Genomic DNA, 20236 nt, shown 5'->3' on the forward strand with positions numbered 1-20236 from the left:
ATTGCTCCTACGGGACGGAGGGGTCATGGCGCACTTCCCGGTCAACCACCCGGCGCGGCCGCTCTACCGGATCTTCGCCGGGCTGGTCGGGCTCTACATCCTCGTCTTCGGCGTCTGGGGTGTCGTCCAGACCCTCGGCGACCCGCTGTTCGACCGGAACAACAACTGGGTGCTCGGGCTGCGCACCAACCTGGCGTTCTCGCTGGTCTCGGTGCTGTTCGGGATCGTGCTGATCGTCGGCGCCTCGCGCCGGGGCAACCTGGGCCACCACATGAACCTGACCGCCGGCGTGGTCTTCATGGTCACCGGCATCGCCATGATGTGCGTGCTGCAGACCCAGGCGAACTTCCTCAACTTCTCGATGTCCACGGTGATCGTCTCGCTGCTGTTCGGGCTGCTCCTGCTCGCCACCGGCCTGTACGACAAGATCGGCACCGACGAGCACGCCGAGGCCGAGCGGGCCAACCGCCAGCACCCGGTCTCGGGGGCCGGCGCGCGCTGACCCGGGCCGTCAGGCCCGCTTGCGGGCGGTGATCAGGCCGGGCTTCGCCTCCAGGTGCGACAGCCCGTTCCACGCCAGGTTGACCAGGTGCGCCGCCACCGTCTCCTTACGCGGCCGACGCACCTCCAGCCACCAGCGCCCGGTCAGCGCCACCATCCCCACCAGCGCCTGCGAGTAGAGCTCGGCCAGCTTCGCGTCGTACCCCCGGCTGGAGAACTCGGCGCCCAGGATGTGCTCCACCTGGTGGCCGACGTCGTTCATCACGCTGCTGAAGTTGCCCGTCGAGGACATCAACGGCGACTCGCGGACCAGCACCCGGAAGCCGCTGGTCTCCTCCTCGATGTACGTCAGCAGCGCCATCGCCGCCTGCTCCAGCAGCTCCCGCGGGTGCCCGGCGGTCAACGCGGTGGTGATCCGCTCCAGCAGCGCGCGGACCTCGCGGTCCACCACCACCGCGTAGAGCCCCTCCTTGCCGCCGAAGTGCTCGTAGACCACCGGCTTGGAGACCTTTGCCCGGGACGCCACCTCCTCGATGGAGGTGGCGTCGAAGCCCCTCTCGGCGAAGACCTGACGCCCGATGGAGATCAACTGCTCGCGCCGCTGCGCCGCGGACATCCGTACCCGGGAGGGCTTGGCGGCCGGGGTCGCGCGCCGCCGCCCGTCGCCGCCCTGGCTCTCCGTCATGTCGTCACCTTGCCGGCGCGCGGTGACGCCCTGTCGTGGAATGGTGCTGCCCGCCGTGCCGTCCGATCGGCCACAGCGCCATCCTGCCAGCACGCGCAACGATGTTACTGCCCGGTTCTGTCGTACCGGTGTTCTAATCTCGCCCGGTGACCGATCCGATGGCCGACGAGGTGCGACGACTGCGTGCGCGGGAGGGGCTCTCCGTCGCGCAGATCCGGGCCCGCACCGGGCTCGGCCGCAACCGGGTGTACGCGCTGCTGCGCGGGGTGCCGCCGCCGGAGTGGACCCGGCGGCCGAACGCGAAGGACGAGCTGCGGGCCGCGGCCGTCGAGCTGCGGGGGCAGGGCCGCACGGTGAACGAGATCGCCGACCGGCTCGGGGTGGCGAAGTCGACCGCGTACCAGTGGGTCCGGCACCTGCCGCTCGCCGCCGACGACGAGGCCGCCGCCCGGCGGCGAGCCCACTCGAAGGTGATGACGGACGCCCGGTGGGCGGCCCACCGTCAGGAGCGTGATGCCGCGCAGGCAGCGGTGCGGGCGGAGACGCGACGAATGGTGGGGTCACTCGCCGGCCGCGAAGTGCTGCTACTCGGCGCAGCCCTCTACTGGTGCGAGGGCACCAAGTCCAAGCCTTGGCGGCGGCACGACCACGTGCAGTTCGTGAACAGTGACGCCGGACTGCTGCGGCTGTTCCTCCGATTTCTCGACCTGTGCGGGTTCGATCGGAGCGTGCCCACCTACCGGGTGAGCATCCACGAGTCGGCCGATGCCACGGCGGCCGAGCAGTGGTGGGCCGAGACCCTCGATCTGCCGGGTGACCGGTTCCGGCGGGCGACGCTCAAACGGCACCGGCCGACCACTCGGCACCACACCGGGGACGATTACCGGGGATGTCTGGTGATCGATGTGCCACGAAGTCGGGAGCTGTACTGGAAGATCGAGGGGATCGTGGCGGCCATGACCCAGGAGATCACGTAGGGTTGGACACCCGGCGTAGACGCTAAGCTGTCTGTCGTCACATTCGGCCGTGGTGTAATTGGCAACACCCGGGTCTTTGGTACCCGTGTTTCAGGTTCGAACCCTGGCGGCCGAGCCATCTGTCCCGCTTACCGCCGATCGGGGTATGCGGCGACCTGCCCGCGCAGTCTGGTTAGCATGACCGCGAGACAGTCACCTTCTCGACGGGAGCCACGTCGTGCCCCAGCCCCACCTCCGTTCCGTCGTCGTGCTCGCTGCCGGTGAGGGAAAGCGGATGAAGTCGGCGCTGCCCAAGGTGCTGCACCCGCTGCTCGGTCGCACCCTGCTCGGCCACGTGCTGACCGCCGCCGCGCCGCTGGCCGCGGATCGCACCGTGGTGGTGGTCGGGCACGGCGCGGAGCAGGTCCGCGCGCACCTCACCGAGATCGCCCCCGAGGCGACCCCGGTGCTGCAGGCCCAGCAGCTCGGCACCGGGCACGCGGTCCGGATGGCGCTGGAGGCGGTGCCCGAGGCGTCCGGCACCGTCGTGGTGATCAACGGGGACGTGCCGCTGCTGCGTGCCGAGACGGTGGCCGCGCTGGTCGAGGCGCACGAGGGGGAGCGGGCCGCGGCGACGGTGCTCGCCGCCGAGGTGCCGGACCCGAAGGGGCTGGGCCGGATCGTCCGGGACGCGGCCGGCCGGCTGGAGCAGATCGTCGAGGAGCGGGACGCCACCCCGGAGCAGCGGGCGCTGCGCGAGATCAACGCGGGCATCTACGCGTTCGACGTGGCCCGGCTGCGCGACGCGCTGGGCAAGCTGTCCACCGACAACGACCAGGGTGAGGAGTACCTCACCGACGTGTTCGGCCTGCTCCGGGACGCCGGCGAGCCGGTCGCGGTGCATGTCGCGGCCGACCACGTGGAGACGCTGGGCTGCAACGACCGGGTGGAGCTGGCCGGGCTGCGCCGGCTGCTGCGCGACCGGGTCAACGAGGCCTGGATGCGCACCGGTGTGAGCATCCTCGACCCGGACACCACCTGGATCGACGTCACCGCCACCCTGGAGCGGGACGCGGTGGTCGACCAGAACACCCAGCTGCGCGGCACCACCTCGGTGGGCGCCGAGGCGGTGGTCGGGCCGGACGTCACGCTGATCGACACGGTGGTCGGCCCGGCCGCGACCGTGCTGCGCAGCCACGCGGTGAGCGCCGAGGTGGGCGCGGGCGCCAGCGTCGGGCCGTACGCGTACCTGCGGCCGGCCGCCCGGCTGGCCGAGAAGTCGAAGGTCGGCACGTTCGTCGAGGTGAAGAACTCCGAGCTGGGCGCGGGCGCCAAGGTGCCGCATCTGACGTACGTGGGTGACGCGACGATCGGCGCGAAGGCGAACATCGGCGCGGCCACGATCTTCGTGAACTACGACGGGGTCAACAAGCACCGCACGGTGGTCGGCGAGGGCGCGTTCGTGGGCTGCGACACCAGCCTGATCGCCCCGGTCGAGGTGGGCCCCGGGGCGTACGTGGCGGCGGGCAGCGCGATCGCCCAGGACGTGCCGCCGGGCGCGCTGGGGGTGACCCGCGCTCCACAGCGCAACATCGAGGGCTGGGTGGCCCGCAAGCGGCCCGGCACGGTGTCCGCCGCGGCGGCCGAGCGGGCGCTGCGCGCGGCCGAGGGCGACGCGTCGACGGGCGAGGGTGAGCCAGCGCACGGGGGTGCCGGGAACGTGGGAGGCTCCGCCGGGGCGAGAGATACTGCAACCGAATAGTTCTTCCCCGGCTCCACCGCCGCCGGGCACCACTTACCAACGGGAGCAGACGGGCCCATGGGCAGCATCGTCGCCGAAAACCGCAAGAGCCTGATGCTCTTCTCCGGACGGGGTTTTCCGGAGCTGGCGAAGGAGATCGGTGAGGTGCTCGGCGTGGCGCCGACGCCGGCCGACGCGTACGAGTTCGCCAACGGCGAGATCTTCGTACGCTTCAAGGACTCGGTGCGTGGGTCGGACGCCTTCGTGGTGCAGTCCGTCACGCACGGGGTGAACACCTGGGTCATGGAGACCCTGATCATGATCGACGCGCTGAAGCGGGGTTCCGCCAAGCGGATCACCGTGGTGCTGCCGTTCTACCCGTACGCCCGGCAGGACAAGAAGCACCGCGGCCGGGAGCCGATCTCGGCCCGGCTGGTCGCGGACCTGTTGAAGACCGCGGGTGCGAACCGGATCCTCACGGTCGACCTGCACACCGCGCAGATCCAGGGCTTCTTCGACGGCCCGGTGGACCACCTCTTCGCGATGGACGTGCTGGCCGAGTACGTGGAGCACCGGTACGCGGGGCGGCCGATGACCGTGGTGGCGCCGGATTCCGGCCGGGTGCGGGTGGCCGAGCGGTGGACCGACCGGCTGGGCGGCTGCCCGCTGGCGTTCATCCACAAGACCCGGGACCCGATGAAGCCGAACCAGGTGGTGGCGAACCGGGTGGTCGGCGAGGTCGAGGGTCGGGTCTGCCTGATCGTCGACGACATGATCGACACCGGCGGGACGATCAGCAAGGCGGCCGACATCCTCAAGGAGTCGGGCGCGGCGGAGATCGTGGTGGCCTCCACCCACGCGCTGCTGTCGGACCCGGCGACCGAGCGGCTGAAGAACAGCCCGATCAGCGAGGTGGTGGTGACCAACACACTGCCGCTGCCGCCGGAGAAGCAGCTCGACAAGCTGACCGTGCTGTCGATCGCGCCGTTGCTGGCCCGGGCCATCCGCGAGGTCTTCGACGACGGCTCGGTGACCACCCTGTTCGGTGGCCTGAGCTGAGCGGGACGCCCGGGACACCCCGGTGTTCCGGGCGTCTCTTTTCGCGCTGGGCGCGTGCTGGAACGGTGATGGTGGGGACTGCTGGAGGGCGCTGAATCGGCTCGGGTAGACTGGTGCGGTTGCCACGGCGAGGGTGCCCGGCGGGCTTGCTGAGAAGCGCCTGTACCGGAGGCACCGTGATCGACGCGGTGCTCCGGGCAGTCGTTCATGACGCTTGAGCCCCTGCGAGCCCCTCGCCCCAGCACCGCCAGTCGACAAGCCGCCGCAGCGAAGAAGCATCAGGAGTTTCCCCGTGTCCGAGGTAAAGATCAGCGCCGAGCCCCGTACCGAGTTCGGCAAGGGTGGTGCCCGCCGTACCCGCCGGGCCGGCAAGGTGCCCGCCGTGCTGTACGGCCACGGCGAGAAGCCCAAGCACATCGCGCTGCCCGCCCTGGAGTTCGCCGCCGCGATCCGTAAGGGTGGCGCCAACCAGCTGTTCGCGATCGAGGTGAGCGACGGCACCCAGGTGCTGGCGCTGCCGAAGGCGATCCAGCGTGACCCGATCCGGGACACCTTCGAGCACGTGGACCTGCTGCTGGTGCGCCGCGGCGAGAAGGTCACCGTCGAGGTGCCGATCCAGCTGACCGGTGAGGCCGCGCGGGACACCCTGATCGTGCACGAGCACGACACCCTCTCGGTGACCGCCGACGCCACCAAGGTGCCGGACCACCTCGAGGTGTCGATCGACGGCATGGAGGCCGGCAACCAGGTCACCGCCGCCGACGTCGAGCTGCCCTCGGGCGTGGAGCTGGCGACCGACGGGTCCACCCCGGTGGCTGCGGTGACCGCCGCCCCGACCGCCGAGCAGCTGGAGGCTACGCTGCCGGAGATCGAGACGCCGGAGGAGGAGGCCGCCGAGGGCGAGGAGACCGCCGAGGGCGAGGAGGCTCCGGCCGCCGCCGAGGGCGAGGAGAACGCCGAGGCCAAGACCGAGGCCTGACGGCTCGAATTCTCGTACGCGGGCGCTCCCGGGGACTCCCCGGGGGCGCCTGCGGCGTATCGGGGACACTGATGGCGTGAGCGGGAAGGTGGGGAAGGTGACGGACGAGGCGGGGCCGTGGCTGGTGGTCGGCCTGGGAAATCCGGGTCGGGAGTACGCCGGCAACCGGCACAACGTCGGCTTCATGGTCGCCGACCTGCTCGCCGGCCGGCTGGGCGCGCGGTTCGGCCGGCACAAGCGGGCGGTGGCCGAGGTGGCCGAGGGGCGGTTGGGCTTCGGCGGGCCGAAGCTGGTGCTGGTCAAGCCGTTGACGTACATGAACCTCTCCGGTGGTCCGGTCGCCGGCCTGGCCCAGTTCCACAAGGTGGCCGCCGACCGGGTGATCGCGGTACACGACGAGCTGGACATCCCGTACGGGCAGCTGCGGGTCAAGATCGGCGGCGGTGAGGGCGGGCACAACGGCCTGCGGTCGATGTCGAAGTCGTTGGGCACGAAGGACTACGTGCGGGTGCGGTTCGGCATCGGCCGGCCGCCGGGGCGGCAGGATCCGGCGGACTACGTGCTGTCGGACTTCGGCGGCGCGGAGCGCAAGGAGCTGGAGTTCCTGGTGGACCGGGCGGCCGACGTGGTCGAATCGGTGGTCGTCAAAGGCGTGGAGCCCACCCAGAACGCGTACCACGCGCCCTGACCGGGCGGGGCACGCCCGGGGCGTGCGGTCCGGCCGGTAGGCTCCGGCTTCTGGCGTGGCGCGGCCGGCGACGCGGGTCGCGGCGAGGCGATCGCGGCGACGTGGGTCGCGGCGAGGCGACGGGAGCGAGTACGTGGGCAGTCCTCCGATGATCGACGGCGCGTTCGCCCGCTGGCTGGCGGAGCGGGCCGGGCAGGCGCTGCTGGATCTGCGGGCCGAGCTGGGCTTCGCCGACGCGGGTGCGCTGAAGTCGGCCGGGGACAAGGTCTCGCACGACCTGATCCGGACGGAGCTGGCCCGGTGGCGGCCGGGGGACGCGGTGCTCTCCGAGGAGGACGAGGGCTCCCGGCTGGCCTGGGCGGCGGAGGTGAACGCCGGGGCCGTGTCGCGGTTGACCGCGGACCGGGTGTGGATCATCGACCCGTTGGACGGCACCCGGGAGTTCGCCGAGGAGGGCCGCACCGACTGGGCGGTGCACGTCGCGCTCTGGGCGCGGCACGTGCCGGGCCCGCACGGGTTGACCGCCGGGGCGGTGGGCCTGCCGGCGCAGCACCGGGTGCTGGGCACCGACTTTCCGCCGGCGTACCCGCCGATGCGAGTGGCGACCGCGGGCGACGGGCGGACGATCCGGTTGGCGGCGAGCCGCAGCCGGCCGCCGGTGTTCCTGACCGACCTGGCCGACGAGGTGGGGGCGCAGCTGGTGCCGATGGGGTCGGCGGGGGCGAAGATCGCCGCGGTGGTGACCGGTGAGGTGGACGCCTACATCCACGCCGGCGGCCAGTACGAGTGGGACTCGGCGGCGCCGGTCGCTGTGGCGACGGCCACCGGGCTGCACGCTTCCCGGATCGACGGTTCTGCGCTGAAATACAACGAGGCGGATCCGCGCCTGCCTGACCTGCTGGTCTGCCGCAAGGATCTCGCCAGTCGGTTGCTTGCAGCGCTGCAGAGGCATTCCGGGTAGCCTGGGCGCACTTCTTGATGTATCCGACCGGAAAGGTCTGGAATCTCATGAGCGGAACCCCGTCGTGACCGCCCCCGCGGCTTACCGCGTCTCCCACCTTGACGCGCTGGAGGCCGAGAGCGTCTTCGTCATGCGCGAGGTGGTCGCCGAGATGGAGCGCCCGGTGCTGCTCTTCTCCGGCGGCAAGGACTCCATCGTCATGCTCCGGCTGGCGCAGAAGGCGTTCGCCCCGGCGAACATCCCGTTCCCGGTGCTGCACGTGGACACCGGGCACAACTTCCCGGAGGTCCTGGAGTACCGCGACCAGCGGGTGGTCGAGCTGGGCCTGCACCTGATCGTGGCGAGCGTGCCCGAGGCGCTGGCCAGCGGGCTGGTCCGGGAGTCCGGCGACGGGATGCGTAACCGGATCCAGACCCCGGTGCTGCTGGACGCGGTCGAGAGGCACCGCTTCGACGCGCTCTTCGGCGGCGCCCGCCGCGACGAGGAGAAGGCCCGCGCCAAGGAGCGGATGTTCAGCTTCCGCGACGAGTTCGGCCAGTGGGACCCGAAGAACCAGCGGCCGGAGCTGTGGTCGCTGTACAACGGCCGGCACCACCCGGGCGAGTCGATCCGGGTCTTCCCGCTGTCCAACTGGACCGAGCTGGACGTCTGGCACTACATCGCCCGGGAGCGGATCCCGCTGCCGTCGATCTACTACGCGCACGAGCGCGAGGTCGTCGAGCGGGACGCCATGCTCTACGCGGTGAACGAGTTCTTCCCCGCCCGCGCCGGCGAGGAGCGGTTCAAGGCCCGGGTGCGGTACCGCACCGTGGGCGACGCCTCCTGCACCGCGGCCGTCCGCTCGGACGCCGACACGGTGGAGCGGGTGATCGAGGAGGTGGCCGCCACCCGGATCACCGAGCGCGGCGCGACCCGCGGCGACGACCGGGTCAGCGAGGCCGCCATGGAGGATCGCAAGCGGGAGGGCTACTTCTGATGAGCACCGAGACCGTGGCCCCGGCCGGCTCCGGGCCGGGGGCCCGACCGATGGACCTGCTGCGCTTCGCCACTGCCGGCAGCGTGGACGACGGCAAGTCGACCCTGATCGGCCGGCTGCTGTACGACACCAAGTCGCTCTTCACCGACCAGCTGGCCGCGGTCGAGGCGGTCAGTGCGGCCCGGGGCGACGAGTACACCAACCTGGCGCTGCTCACCGACGGCCTGCGCGCCGAGCGGGAGCAGGGCATCACCATCGACGTGGCGTACCGCTACTTCGCCACCCCGCGGCGGAAGTTCATCATCGCCGACACCCCCGGGCACATCCAGTACACCCGCAACATGGTCACCGGCGCCTCCACCGCCGATCTGGCGCTGATCCTGGTGGACGCCCGTAAGGGGCTGGTCGAGCAGTCCCGCCGGCACGCCTTCCTCTGCTCGCTGCTGCGGGTGCCGCACCTGGTCCTCTGCGTGAACAAGATGGACCTGGTGGACTGGTCGCAGGAGGTCTTCGAGGCCATCGCCGACGAGTTCACCGCGTTCGCCGCGAAGCTCGACGTGCCGGACCTGACCGTGGTGCCGATCTCCGCGCTGCGCGGCGACAACATCGTCTCCCGCTCGGAGAACATGCCCTGGTACGAGGGCCCGTCGCTGCTGCACCACCTGGAGCGGGTGCACATCGCGTCCGACCGGAACCTGGTCGACGTGCGCTTCCCGGTGCAGTACGTGATCCGCCCGCAGTCCACCACGGTCACCGACTACCGCGGGTACGCCGGTCAGGTCGCGTCCGGCGTGCTCAAGCCGGGGGACGAGGTGATGGTGCTGCCGTCCGGCTTCACCAGCCGGATCACCGCGGTGGAGACGGCGGACGGCCCGGTGGCGGAGGCGTTCCCGCCCATGTCGGTCACCGTCCGGTTGGCGGACGAGCTGGACGTCTCGCGCGGCGACCTGATCTGCCGCCCGAACAACGCCCCGGCGGTCTCGCAGGACATCGAGGCGATGGTCTGCTGGATGGACGAGACCAACCCGCTGCGCGTCGGCGGGAAGTACGCGATCAAGCACACCACCCGGTCGGCCCGGGCGATCGTGCGCGGGCTGCACTACCGGCTGGACATCAACACGCTGCACCGGGACGAGGCGGCCGGCGAGCTGAAGCTCAACGAGATCGGCCGGGTGCGGCTGCGGACCACGGTGCCGCTGCTGGCCGACGAGTACCGCCGCAACCGCACCACCGGCGGCTTCGTGATCATCGACGAGACGACCAACCGCACGGTCGGCGCCGGCATGATCGTCGACACCGCCTGACCCCACCCCCGACCGCCCGCCCCGCGTCCGCTCTCGGCACGACGACCAAGATCACGCTCGATCCATGATGTAGTGGCCTCGCCGTGAAGGCGAGGCCACTACATCCATGTTGAAGCGTGATCTTGCGGGCGCGCCGCCCCGGGGGCGGACCCGCAGCCTCGCCGGGGAGTGGGGCTGCGCGAGAGCCCTGGGCGGCAGAGCCTCAGTCCAGGCGGGTGGTGCCGGCGGCGGGGAGGACCGGGATCGTGGCGGGGGCGGTGAAGCCGCGGTCGGCGTACGCGGCCGTGACGGCGGCGGACACCTCGTCGGCGCGGTCCGCCTCGACCAGGGCCAGCACGCAGCCGCCGAAGCCGCCGCCGGTCATCCGGGCGCCCAACGCCCCGGCCGCGAGCGCCGCGTCGACCGCGAGGTCGATCTCCGGCACGGTGATCTCGAAGTCGTCCCGCATCGAGGCGTGCGACGCGGTCAGCAGCGGGCCGATCTCGCGGACCCGGCCGGCGCGCAGCAGGGCGACGGTGTCGAGCACCCGCTGGTCCTCGGTGACCACGTGCCGGACCCGCCGGCGGGTCTCGTCGTCGTCCAGCCGGCCCAGCGCCTCGTCCAGGTCGGCGACCTCGACGTCGCGCAGCGCGGGCACGCCGAGCGCCGCCGCGCCCCGCTCGCAGGAGGCGCGGCGGGCCGCGTACTCGCCGTCGGCGTGCCGGTGCGGGGCTCGGCTGTCGACCACCAGTACGGCCAGCCCGGCGGCGTCCAGGTCGAACGGGATCTGCTCGATCGACTCGTCCCGGCAGTCGAGGAAGAGCGCGTGACCGGCCCGGCAGCGGATCACCGCGGACTGGTCCATGATCCCGGTGGGCGCGCCCACGTAGGCGTTCTCGGCCCGCTGGGCCAGTCGCGGTCGCTGCTCGGGCGGCAGGTCCAGTCCGCCGAGGTCGACCAGGGCGGCGAGCACCGCCGCCTCGATCGCGGCCGAGGAGGACAGCCCGGAGCCCACCGGCACGTCCGAGGCGATCGCGATCCGGGCGCCGGGCACGGCGTGGCCGGCCTCGCGCAGCGCCCAGACCACCCCGGCCACGTACGCCGCCCAGCCGGTGACCCGGCCCGGCTCGGCCAGCTCGTCGGCGGCGAAGGAGACCGGGTCGTCGGCCAGCTCGGAGCGCACCGTCCAGCGCTCGCCGTCCTGACCCGCGGCGGCGGCCACCGTGCGCAGCGGCAGCGCGAAGGGCAGCACGAAGCCGTCGTTGTAGTCGGTGTGCTCACCGATCAGGTTGGCCCGGCCGGGAGCCGCCCAGCGGCCCGCGGGCTCTGCCCCGTACTCGGCGGAGAAGAGCGCGGTGGCGCGGGCCGCGACGTCGGTCACGACCGCTCCAGGACGTGCGCCCGGTAGAACGCCCAGGCGTCGCCGACCATGTCGTGCAGGGTCGGCTTCTCCGGCACCCAGCCCAGCTCCTCGCGGGCCAGCGCGGAGGAGGCGACCAGCTCGGCCGGGTCGCCCTCGCGGCGCGGCGCGACCTCGACCGGCAGCGGGTGGCCGGTGACCTCGCGGACCACGTCGACGACCTGGCGGTTGGTGAAGCCGGCGCCGTTGCCCAGGTTGTAGATCCGGTGCTTGCCGGGCACCGCCGCGGTGAGCGCCAGCAGGTGCGCCCGGGCCAGGTCCTCGACGTGGATGTAGTCGCGCACGCAGGTGCCGTCGACGGTGGGGTAGTTGTCGCCGAAGAGCTGGAGCTTCTCCCGCCGGCCGGCGGCGACGTCCAGCGCGATCGGGATGAGGTGGGTCTCCGGGTCGTGCCGCTCGCCGATGGCCAGCCCGTCGCGCAGGTACGCCCCGGCGACGTTGAAGTAGCGCAGTGACACGGCGGCCAGGTCGTGCGCGATCGCCTCGGAGGTGAGCACGTGGTCGACGGCGAGCTTGGTGGCCCCGTACGTGTTGGTGGGGGCCTTGACCGCGGTCTCCGGGATGGGCAGCTCGACCGGGTTGCCGTAGACGGCGGCGGTGGAGGAGAAGACCATCCGGGGCACCCGGGCGGCCCGGACCGCGTCGATCAGGGCGATCGAGCTGACCGTGTTGCCGTGCCAGTAGAGCTCCGGCTTGACCATCGACTCGCCGGCGGCGATCAGCGCGGCGAAGTGCAGCACACCCTCGAAGCCGGCGTCCGGGGTGAGCACCCGGGCGGCCTGGTCGACGGGCAGGTCGACGTGGGTCGCCTCCGGGGCGAGCGCCGCCCGGTGACCGGTGCGCAGGTCGTCGAGGACGGTCACGTCGTGGCCGTTGTCCAGCAGCATCCGGGTCACCACGCTACCGATGAAGCCGGCACCCCCGGTGACGAGCAGTTTCACGTCGCGTCCTCCTGACTCGGCCGCTCCCGCCGCGGCCGTTCGTGATCACCCTACGGCCGCCGCTCGGGGGCCACGCTCGGCGTCGTCCCCGCCGGCCATTCCATCATAAAGACTCAGGATTGAACAGATCCAAACATTGGCCACCGACCCTGGCCCGTGCCTCTACCATCGGAGCTGTGCGGGAGGCGGGTGGTCCCGGGCCCCGGAGGCGCGCTCCGGGGCGACCCCGTCGGGCCCCCGGGCCGGCGGCCCGCGGCGTGGCCCGACTGGTCGTCCGCGCCGCCGACGGCGCCACCCGGCTGGTCACCCACCTGCTCGGCGCCAGCCCGGCCGCCGGCCGGGAGCGGATCAGCGAGGACGAGCTGCGCGATCTGGTCGCCGCCAACACCGTGCTGGACCCGGACGAGCGGCGGATCATCGACGAGGTGCTGGTGGCCGGGGCCAGCCTGGTCCGTGAGGTGATGATGCCCCGGACCGAGGTGGTCTTCCTCGCTGCCGGGCTGAGCCTGGCCGAGGCCGGGCGGCTGGTCCGGGCCGAGACGCACACCCGGTACCCGGTAATCGACGGCACCCACGACGACGTGGTGGGCTTCGTCCACCTGCGCGACGTGCTGCTGCGCCCCGACCTGGACCCGTGCACCACCGTCGGCGAGCTGACCCGGGAGGTGAAGCGGCTGCCGGGCAGCAAGCGGGTGCTCGCCGCGCTGACCGAGATGCGTAAGGAGGGACACCACCTGGCGGTGGTGGTCGACGAGTACGGCGGCACCGCCGGCATCGTCACGTGCGAGGACCTGATTGAGGAGCTGGTCGGGGAGATCCACGACGAGTACGACGCGGCGCCCGAGCCGGCCCACGCCGGGCTGCCGGCCGTGGTCGACGGCCGGCTCAACCTCGCCGACTTCGCCGAGCGGACCGGGGTGGAGCTGCCCACCGGGCCGTACGAGACGGCCGGCGGGTTCGTGATGGCCGCGCTGGGCCGGCTGCCGGTGGCCGGCGACGAGGTGACCGTCACGCCGCCCGGCGCCCCCGAGCCCGACGGGCCCGGCGGGGGCTGGTCGCTGCGGGTGCTCGCCCTGGAGGGGCGTCGGGTGTCCCGCCTGGCGGTCGCCGCGGACCGGCTGCCGGAGCAACGACGCGAGGTCACCGCCCCGGCCGGGCCGGCGGCGCGTCGACCCGCCGGCCCGTCATGACGTACGCCGGGGGTTGCTGACAGAATTGCCGGCATGTCCGACGTACCCGCCCGCCCCCGCGTCTTCTCCGGCATCCAGCCGACGGCCGACTCGTTCCACCTCGGCAACTACCTCGGCGCGGTACGGCACTGGGTGGCGCTGCAGGACAGCCACGACGCGTTCTACTGCGTGGTCGACCTGCACGCGATCACCGCCGGGCACGACCCGAAGGTGCTGCGGCAGCGCACCCGGGTGGCCGCCGCGCAGCTGTTCGCGGTCGGGCTGGACCCGGAGCGCAGCACCCTGTTCGTCCAGTCGCAGGTGCCCGAGCACCCGCAGCTGGCCTGGGTGCTGGGCTGCGTCACCGGCTTCGGCGAGGCCAGCCGGATGATCCAGTTCAAGGACAAGTCGCAGAAGCAGGGCAACGAGCGCGCCAGCGTGGGCCTGTTCACGTACCCGATCCTGCAGGCCGCCGACATCCTGCTCTACCAGGCCGACGCGGTCCCGGTCGGCGAGGACCAGCGCCAGCACCTGGAGCTCTCCCGCGACCTGGCCCAGCGGTTCAACTCGCTGTTCGGCCCGACCTTCACCGTGCCCGCGCCGCACATCGTGAAGGACACCGCGAAGATCACCGACCTGCAGGACCCGACGGCGAAGATGTCGAAGTCGTCGTCCTCGCCGGCCGGCATCGTCGACCTGCTGGAGGACCCGGCCCGCTCGGCCAAGAAGATCCGCTCCGCGGTCACCGACACCGGCCGCGAGATCGTCTTCGACGCCGAGACGAAGCCCGGGGTGTCCAACCTGCTCACCATCTACGCGGCGCTGTCCGGCCGCGGCGTCGACGACCTGGTCGCCGGGTACGCCGGCAGGGGTTACGGCGACCTCAAGAAGGACCTCGGCGAGGTGGTCCGGGAGTTCGTCACCCCGATCCAGGAGCGCACCCGCACCTTCCTCGACGACCCGGCGCAGCTGGACAAGCTGCTCGCCCAGGGCGCGGAGAAGGCCCGGGCGGTCGCCGCGCCGACGCTGCGCGACGTGTACGAACGGATCGGATTCTTCCCGCCGGTCCGCTTCGAGTAGTGGCCCCGGTGGAGGACGGACGGGCCGGGTCGGCGGCCCCGCGGGTGGCCCGGAGCGCGGCCGGGGCGCCGGGTGCGGCCGACCCGATCCAGATCGGGATCGCGGTGGACATCCCCGAGCCGTGGGGCGCCCTGCTCACCCGGCGCCGGGTCGAGGCGGGCGACCCGCTGGCCGTGCCGGCGCACGTGACCCTGCTCGGGCCCACCGAGATCCCGGCGTCGGCGCTGCCCGCCGTCGAGGAGCACCTGGCCCGGGTGGCCGCCGCCCACCTGCCGTTCACCCTGCACCTGCGCGGCACCGGCACCTTCCGGCCGGTCACCCAGGTGGTCTTCGTCGCGGTGGCGGCCGGGATCAGCGAGTGCGAGCTGCTGGCCGCCGCCATCAACGACGCGCCGGAGCTGCACCGGGAGACCCGCTTCCCGTACCACCCGCACGTCACGGTCGCCCAGGACGTCGCCCCCGAGGCGCTGGACAGGGCGTACGAGGACCTGGCCGACTTCTCGGCGATGTTCGAGGTGGAGGCCTTCACCCTCTTCTCGCACAGCGGGCAGGCCCGGTTCCAGCCGCGCCGGGACTTCCGGCTGGGCGGTTGACCCTCGCCGTGGGCGTCGAGGGCCCCCGGTGACGACAGATCGGCGAGGATGACGTGGTGGACGCGTGGGGTCGGCTGACCGGCGGCATCGACCGCCGCATCGGCGCGGCCCGGCTGCGCTGGCCCCGGTTCGACCACCTCTGGCGGGCGCTGGACCTGTACGGCAACGTGCTGGGCGGCCGGCTCGCCGCGGCCATCGCGTACTACGGCTTCTTCGCGGTCTTCGCGCTCGCCCTGGTCGGTTACTCGGTCTTCGGGGCGATCCTGGAGAACAACGACGACGTCAGCGAGGCCGCGGCCGGCTTCCTGCGGGAGAATCTGCCCTTCCTCGACCCGCGGCAGATCGCCGAGAGCAGCAACGCCGTCGGCGTGGTCGGCCTGGTCATCCTGGTCTTCACCGGGGTCGGCTGGGTGGAGGCGATCCGCTCCTCGCAGCGGCTGGTGTACGGCTTCAACCAGCAGCCGGGCAACCTGGTGGTCCGCCGGCTGCTCGACCTGGCCGTGCTGCTGCTGGTCTTCGTGCTGCTCGGTGTGTCGGTGGCCGCGGTGGACGCGCTGGAGTCGGTGCTGCGCTTCCTGCTGCGGGCCACCGGGTCGGTCGGGCTGACCACGATCAGCGCGGTGCTCAGCGTGCTGGTCAACGCCGTGCTGGCCACCGCGCTGCTGGTCGCGGTGCCCCGGCTGCGGATGAGCCGCCGCCGGCTGCGCCCGGTGGTGCTGCTGGTCGCGGTGGGGATCACCCTGCTCAACACGCTGGGGCGCTACTACATCGTGCGGACCGAGCGGAACCCGGCGTACACGGTGGTGGCCAGCGCGGTGGGCCTGCTGCTCTACCTCTACCTGCTCAACCAGTTGGTGCTCTTCGGCGCCGCGCTGGCCGCGACCAGCCGGCACGGCCGGGTGGTCGACCTGGCGGAGGGGCCGCCACCGGCCGATCTGGACGTGGAGGCCGACGAGCAGCCGGTGACCGACGAGGGCACCGATCCGGGTACGCCCGGCGGGGCGGGTTGAGATGTTGATCGAGATCGACCCGAGGTCGGCGGTGCCGCCGTACGAGCAGGTGCGCGGGCAGTTGGCCGCGCAGATCGGGGACGGTCGGTTGGCGGTGGGCACCCGGCTGCCCCCGGTGCGGCAGTTCGCCGCCGAGCTGGGGCTGGCGGTGAACACGGTGGCCCGGGCGTACCGGGAGTTGGAGGCGGCCGGCCTGCTGGAGACCCGGGGCCGGCACGGCACGTACGTGGCCCCGGGGCGGGACGACGCGGCCGACCGGCTGCACCGGGCCGCCACCCGGTACGCCGAGGAGGCGGTGCGGCTCGGGGTGCCGGCGGAGCGGGCGCTGGCCCTGGTGCGCGCCGCCCTGGACGCGGCCCGCCCCGGCTGAGCCGTGCCGCCGCAATGCCGTCGGCATGCCGGGATGCCGGGATGCCGACAGTTGCCGGAAAAGATGAATAGGGCAAATGCCACCCGGCTCGTCGACCCGACCGACCATGATGAGCGCGTGGGGGCACTCGTGACGCTGGACCTGCCGGACGACTCGCCGATGCTCGGCCTGCCGTGGATCATCACGTTCGGGCCGCTGGCCGACCCGGCCGAGTGGGAGCCGGTGGTGTGCGGCCCGTACGAGCGGCAGCACGCGTTGGCCCTGGCCGAGGCGGTGGTCGCCGAGGAGCAGCTGATGGCGGTGGTCGAGCCGCTGCTGCCCGCGCTGAGCGCGGAGGAGATCCGCGGCGAGATCGCCGCCGCGCAGATCGCCGCCGAGGACGAGACGGCCCGGACCGAGGAGGCCGACCTCTACGGCGACTTCGAGGACGTCATCGACGACGAGCTGGAGGAGGCGGCCGAGCGGGACCAGCCCGAGCCGTTGCCCGCGCCGACCGAGGACGAGCTACGGGCCGGCTTCGCCCGGATCGCCGAGCTGCTGCGTACCCGGGGTCGCTGAGCGCGCGGCCGGCGGCGCGCCGCGTGGCCGGTCCTGGTTCTACCGCCGCGGCGGACGGTAGTGGTCCGGGAAGGACAACGGCCCCCCGGGAGCGAACTCCCGAGGGGCCGGTGCCACCTCACCCCCCACCACAAGGGGTCGGCAGCCCAGCCGCCCGTCGGCGCGGAGCACAACGGACGACCAGGTCAATCGCGGGTTACCCGGCTCAGCGCCGTTCGAACCACGCCGCACTGTCCACCGGCAGGACGTGGCCGTCGCCCCGCTCGGTGAGGTCGTCGCTGGCCACCGCCGGCCGGCCGTAGCCCTCGATCAGGACGGGCGCGCCGCTGATGTTGACCACGCAGGTCAGCACGGCGCCGTCCACCGCCCGGCTGAACGCCAGCACACCGGGCTCGGTCTCCAACCAGACCACCCCGCCCGCGGTGCCCGCCAGCGCCGGGTGCTCGCGCCGGACCCGCAGCGCCGCGCGGTACAGCTCCAGCGTCGAGCCGGGCACGCCGGCCTGGGCGGCCACCGAGAGGGCCCGCCAGGTCGTCGGCGCCGGCAGCCAGCTCTGCTCGCTGCCGGCCGGGCCGAAGCCGTACGGGGCCAGCTCGCCGCTCCACGGGATCGGCACCCGGCAGCCGTCCCGGCTCTCGCCGGTGCGCAGGAACGACGGGTCCTGGCGCAGCTCGTCGGGGAGGTCCAGCACCTCCGGCAGGCCCAGTTCCTCGCCCTGGTAGACGTAGGCGCAGCCGGGCAGCGCGAACATCAGCAGCGCGGCGGCCCGGGCACGGCGCAGGCCGACCTCGCCGTCGCCGTACCGGGTGACGTGGCGCTGCTTGTCGTGGTTGGAGAGCACCCAGGTGGTCGGGGCGCCGACGATGGTCGACTCGGCCAGCGCGGTGTCGATCACCTTGCGGAACGAGTCGGCCGACCAGGTGGCTTCCAGGAAGTCGAAGCTGAACGCCTGGTGCAGCTCGTCCGGGCCGATGTAGCGGGCCAGCCGCTGCGGCGTCTCGGCCCACGCCTCGGCGACCGCCATCCGGCCGCCCGGGTAGCTGTCCAGGATCGGCCGCCAGGCGCGGTAGATCTCGTGCACCTCGTCCTGGTCGAAGTACGGCAGCCGGCCCTTGCCGAGCAGCTCGGACTGGCGCTGGCCGGTGGTCATCGAGCTGAAGCCGACGTCCGGCAGGCCCTCGGCCTTGATCATCCCGTGCGCCACGTCGATCCGGAAGCCGTCCACGCCCCGGTCGAGCCAGAACCGCAGCACGTCCTCGAACTCGGCGCGGACCTCCCGGTGGCGCCAGTTCAGGTCCGGCTGGGCCGGGTCGAACAGGTGCAGGTACCACTGGCCGTCCGGCACCCGGGTCCAGGCCGGGCCGCCGAAGATGCTCTCCCAGTCGTTCGGCGGCAGCTCGCCGGTCTCGCCCTTGCCGTCGGCGAAGAGGTAGCGCTCGCGCTCGGGGGAGCCGGGGGCGGCGGCCAGCGCGGCGGTGAACCACGGGTGCGCGCTGGAGGTGTGGTTGGGCACCAGGTCGACGATGATCCGCAGGCCGAGCGCGTGCGCGTCGCCGATCATCGCGTCGAAGTCGGGGAGCGAGCCGAAGAGCGGGTCGACGTCCCGGTAGTCGGACACGTCGTAGCCGGCGTCGACCTGAGGCGAGGTGTAGAACGGGGTCAGCCAGAGCGCGTCCACCCCGAGGTCGCGCAGGTACGGCAGCCGCTCCCGGATGCCCTGGAGGTCACCGACGCCGTCGCCGTTGGAGTCGGCGAAGCTGCGGACGTACACCTGGTAGACGACCGCGGAGCGCCACCAGTCGTCGTCGGAGGTCAGCGGCGTGGGGGTGGTGGCGGTCATCGGTGACGATCCCCGTTTCTTGTGGCGCGGGACGGCGGTGCCGGCGCGGGTCGGCGCCGCCCCGTGGGGGACGGGGGCACCTCCGCGCGGCGCGGTGTCGAGCAGCATGACGCCCCGGAGCTGCAAGAGTCAAGCAGCCCTTGCGCAAGAAATGACAGCAATCACCGGGGGTCCAGCCCGCCGTTGTCGGCCGCACCGTCCCGGTGGGCGGGACGACCGGCCAAGCCGGCACGGGACGACGAGCCGGCAAGGCCGGCACTGTACGGCGAGCCGGTCAGGCCGGCACGGCGACGGCCGGCGGCACCGGCCGCTGGCGGCGCGGACCACCGGGGACGGGGCCGGCGCCCGAGCCGCCGACCACCGCGGTCGAGCCGCGCACCACCAGCTCGGGGCGGAACAGGTACTCCGAGTGCGGGGCGGCGTGCCCGTTGATCTCGTCGACCAGGGCCCGCACCGCGGCGACCGCCATCGCGATCACCGGCTGGCGCATGGTGGTCAGCGGCGGGTCGGTGAAGGCCATCAGCGGGGAGTCGTCGTACCCGACCACGGACAGCTCGTCGGGGACCGACCGGCCGCGCTGCCGGGCGGCCCGGATCGCGCCCAGCGCCATCAGGTCCGAGCCGCAGACGATCCCGGTGACGTCCCGTTCGATCAGTCGGCCGGCGGCCGCCTCGCCGCCCTCCACCCCGAACAGGGACAGCTCGGCGAGCTCGTCCAGCTCGTCCTCGGCCAGGCCGGCCAGCCGGGACATCGCGGCCCGGAAGCCGGCCACCCGCCGCTGCACCGGCACGAACCGGTCCGGCCCGGTGATCAGGCCGATCCGCCGGTGGCCGAGGGCGACCAGGTGGGCGACGGCCAGCTCGGTGGCCTCCCGGTCGTCGCAGGAGACGAAGGGCGCGGCGATGCCCGGGGCGTACCCATTGATCATGACGATCGGCAGCGGCCGGGCGATCAGCGCGCGGTACCGGTCGTGGTTGGCCGCGGTGTCGGCGTGCAGGCCGGAGACGAAGACGATGCCGGAGACCTGGCGGTCCAGCAGCATCTCCACGTACTCGTCCTCGGTGACCCCGCCCGGGGTCTGGGTGCACAGCACCGGCGTGAACCCGCTCTGCGCCAGAGTGGACTCGATGACCTGGGCGAACGCCGGGAAGATGGGGTTCTCCAGCTCCGGCACGACCAGCCCGACCAGCCCCGCGCTGCGCTTGCGCAGCCGGGCCGGGCGCTCGTAACCGAGCACATCGAGGGCGGTCAGCACGGCCTGCCGGGTCTCCGGGGCCACGCCGGGGCGGTCGTTGAGCACCCGCGACACCGTGGCCTCGCTGACTTCGGCCTGTTGGGCGATGTCGGACAGTCGAGCGCGCATGGCGGCACTTTAGCTCAACGGCAAAGTCTTGCGTACACTCCTGCAAGCCCTTCCATTCTCTGC

General features: G+C 72.7%; 20 protein-coding genes and 1 tRNA gene. 16 read left to right on the top strand and 5 right to left on the bottom strand.

The annotated features are described in order from the left end of the window. The first annotated feature begins 25 nt into the window (after positions 1-25). The gene (locus ACFY3U_RS16845) at positions 26-502 is read left to right on the top strand and encodes a DUF4383 domain-containing protein (RefSeq protein WP_387201822.1); all 477 of its coding nucleotides are present in this window, start codon (positions 26-28) and stop codon (positions 500-502) included. Positions 503-511: 9 nt separating this feature from the next. On the opposite strand, the gene ACFY3U_RS16850 is transcribed toward ACFY3U_RS16845, so the two are convergent. After that, positions 512-1186, bottom strand: coding sequence for a TetR family transcriptional regulator (locus tag ACFY3U_RS16850; RefSeq protein ID WP_387201825.1), 675 nt, complete (start codon positions 1184-1186; stop codon positions 512-514). A 146-nt stretch (positions 1187-1332) separates the two neighbouring features. Between ACFY3U_RS16850 and ACFY3U_RS16855 the strand changes: the two genes are divergently transcribed. The 9 genes from ACFY3U_RS16855 to ACFY3U_RS16895 all read left to right on the top strand — a co-directional run bounded on the left by ACFY3U_RS16855 (position 1333) and on the right by ACFY3U_RS16895 (position 9850). Further along, positions 1333-2163 carry a helix-turn-helix domain-containing protein gene (locus ACFY3U_RS16855; RefSeq protein WP_387201828.1) on the top strand — a complete coding sequence of 277 codons (831 nt, stop codon included), beginning with the start codon at positions 1333-1335 and terminating at the stop codon, positions 2161-2163. Positions 2164-2206: 43 nt separating this feature from the next. Continuing rightward, positions 2207-2281 (top strand) — tRNA-Gln (locus ACFY3U_RS16860). Between the two features lie 99 nt (positions 2282-2380). Continuing rightward, positions 2381-3904 (top strand): bifunctional UDP-N-acetylglucosamine diphosphorylase/glucosamine-1-phosphate N-acetyltransferase GlmU, encoded by a 1524-nt coding sequence (glmU, locus tag ACFY3U_RS16865; protein WP_387201831.1) that lies wholly within the window; start codon positions 2381-2383, stop codon positions 3902-3904. Positions 3905-3961: 57 nt separating this feature from the next. Next, positions 3962-4942, top strand: coding sequence for a ribose-phosphate diphosphokinase (locus ACFY3U_RS16870; RefSeq protein WP_387201834.1), 981 nt, complete (start codon positions 3962-3964; stop codon positions 4940-4942). A 292-nt stretch (positions 4943-5234) separates the two neighbouring features. Further along, entirely contained in the window at positions 5235-5921 is a 687-nt protein-coding gene (locus ACFY3U_RS16875) for a 50S ribosomal protein L25/general stress protein Ctc (protein ID WP_387201837.1), read from the top strand. Between the two features lie 97 nt (positions 5922-6018). Beyond that, complete coding sequence (gene pth / locus ACFY3U_RS16880; RefSeq protein WP_387201840.1) at positions 6019-6609, top strand: aminoacyl-tRNA hydrolase; 591 nt, start codon at positions 6019-6021, stop codon at positions 6607-6609. A 148-nt stretch (positions 6610-6757) separates the two neighbouring features. Beyond that, positions 6758-7570, top strand: coding sequence for an inositol monophosphatase family protein (locus ACFY3U_RS16885; RefSeq protein WP_387202263.1), 813 nt, complete (start codon positions 6758-6760; stop codon positions 7568-7570). A 64-nt stretch (positions 7571-7634) separates the two neighbouring features. Then, a complete protein-coding gene (cysD, locus tag ACFY3U_RS16890; RefSeq protein ID WP_387201843.1) occupies positions 7635-8546 on the top strand; it encodes a sulfate adenylyltransferase subunit CysD in 912 nt (303 codons plus the stop codon). Then, positions 8546-9850, top strand: a complete 1305-nt coding sequence (locus ACFY3U_RS16895) for a sulfate adenylyltransferase subunit 1 (protein WP_387201846.1) — start codon at positions 8546-8548, stop codon at positions 9848-9850. The genes cysD and ACFY3U_RS16895 overlap by 1 nt, the downstream gene beginning before the upstream one ends. Before the next feature lie 202 nt (positions 9851-10052). Here the strand turns inward: ACFY3U_RS16895 and galK are convergent, their stop codons facing one another. Beyond that, entirely contained in the window at positions 10053-11210 is a 1158-nt protein-coding gene (galK, locus tag ACFY3U_RS16900; RefSeq protein WP_387201848.1) for a galactokinase, read from the bottom strand. Next, on the bottom strand, positions 11207-12190 hold the full coding sequence (galE, locus tag ACFY3U_RS16905) for a UDP-glucose 4-epimerase GalE (protein WP_387201851.1): 984 nt from the start codon (positions 12188-12190) through the stop codon (positions 11207-11209). The genes galK and galE overlap by 4 nt, the downstream gene beginning before the upstream one ends. Positions 12191-12447: 257 nt before the next feature. On the opposite strand from galE, the gene ACFY3U_RS16910 reads away from it, so the two are divergent. From ACFY3U_RS16910 to ACFY3U_RS16935, 6 genes are all read left to right on the top strand, one after another. Beyond that, complete coding sequence (locus tag ACFY3U_RS16910) at positions 12448-13380, top strand: hemolysin family protein (RefSeq protein ID WP_387201853.1); 933 nt, start codon at positions 12448-12450, stop codon at positions 13378-13380. A gap of 33 nt (positions 13381-13413) precedes the next feature. Next, on the top strand, positions 13414-14439 hold the full coding sequence (gene trpS / locus ACFY3U_RS16915) for a tryptophan--tRNA ligase (protein ID WP_387201856.1): 1026 nt from the start codon (positions 13414-13416) through the stop codon (positions 14437-14439). A 44-nt stretch (positions 14440-14483) separates the two neighbouring features. After that, positions 14484-15032, top strand: a complete 549-nt coding sequence (locus ACFY3U_RS16920; protein ID WP_387202266.1) for a 2'-5' RNA ligase family protein — start codon at positions 14484-14486, stop codon at positions 15030-15032. 56 nt (positions 15033-15088) lie between these two features. Next, positions 15089-16042 carry a YhjD/YihY/BrkB family envelope integrity protein gene (locus ACFY3U_RS16925; RefSeq protein ID WP_387201858.1) on the top strand — a complete coding sequence of 318 codons (954 nt, stop codon included), beginning with the start codon at positions 15089-15091 and terminating at the stop codon, positions 16040-16042. Position 16043: 1 nt separating this feature from the next. Beyond that, positions 16044-16412 (top strand): GntR family transcriptional regulator, encoded by a 369-nt coding sequence (locus ACFY3U_RS16930; RefSeq protein ID WP_387201861.1) that lies wholly within the window; start codon positions 16044-16046, stop codon positions 16410-16412. Positions 16413-16529: 117 nt separating this feature from the next. Continuing rightward, entirely contained in the window at positions 16530-16970 is a 441-nt protein-coding gene (locus tag ACFY3U_RS16935; RefSeq protein WP_387201864.1) for a hypothetical protein, read from the top strand. A 205-nt stretch (positions 16971-17175) separates the two neighbouring features. On the opposite strand, the gene ACFY3U_RS16940 is transcribed toward ACFY3U_RS16935, so the two are convergent. Together ACFY3U_RS16940 and ACFY3U_RS16945 are read right to left on the bottom strand one after the other, a co-directional pair. Beyond that, complete coding sequence (locus ACFY3U_RS16940) at positions 17176-18810, bottom strand: glycoside hydrolase family 13 protein (protein ID WP_387201867.1); 1635 nt, start codon at positions 18808-18810, stop codon at positions 17176-17178. Positions 18811-19084: 274 nt separating this feature from the next. Next, positions 19085-20173 carry a LacI family DNA-binding transcriptional regulator gene (locus ACFY3U_RS16945; protein ID WP_387201870.1) on the bottom strand — a complete coding sequence of 363 codons (1089 nt, stop codon included), beginning with the start codon at positions 20171-20173 and terminating at the stop codon, positions 19085-19087. Positions 20174-20236: the final 63 nt, after the last annotated feature.

The sequence above is a fragment of the Micromonospora sp. NPDC000089 genome (genome assembly GCF_042899365.1).
Lineage (GTDB): Bacteria > Actinomycetota > Actinomycetes > Mycobacteriales > Micromonosporaceae > Micromonospora.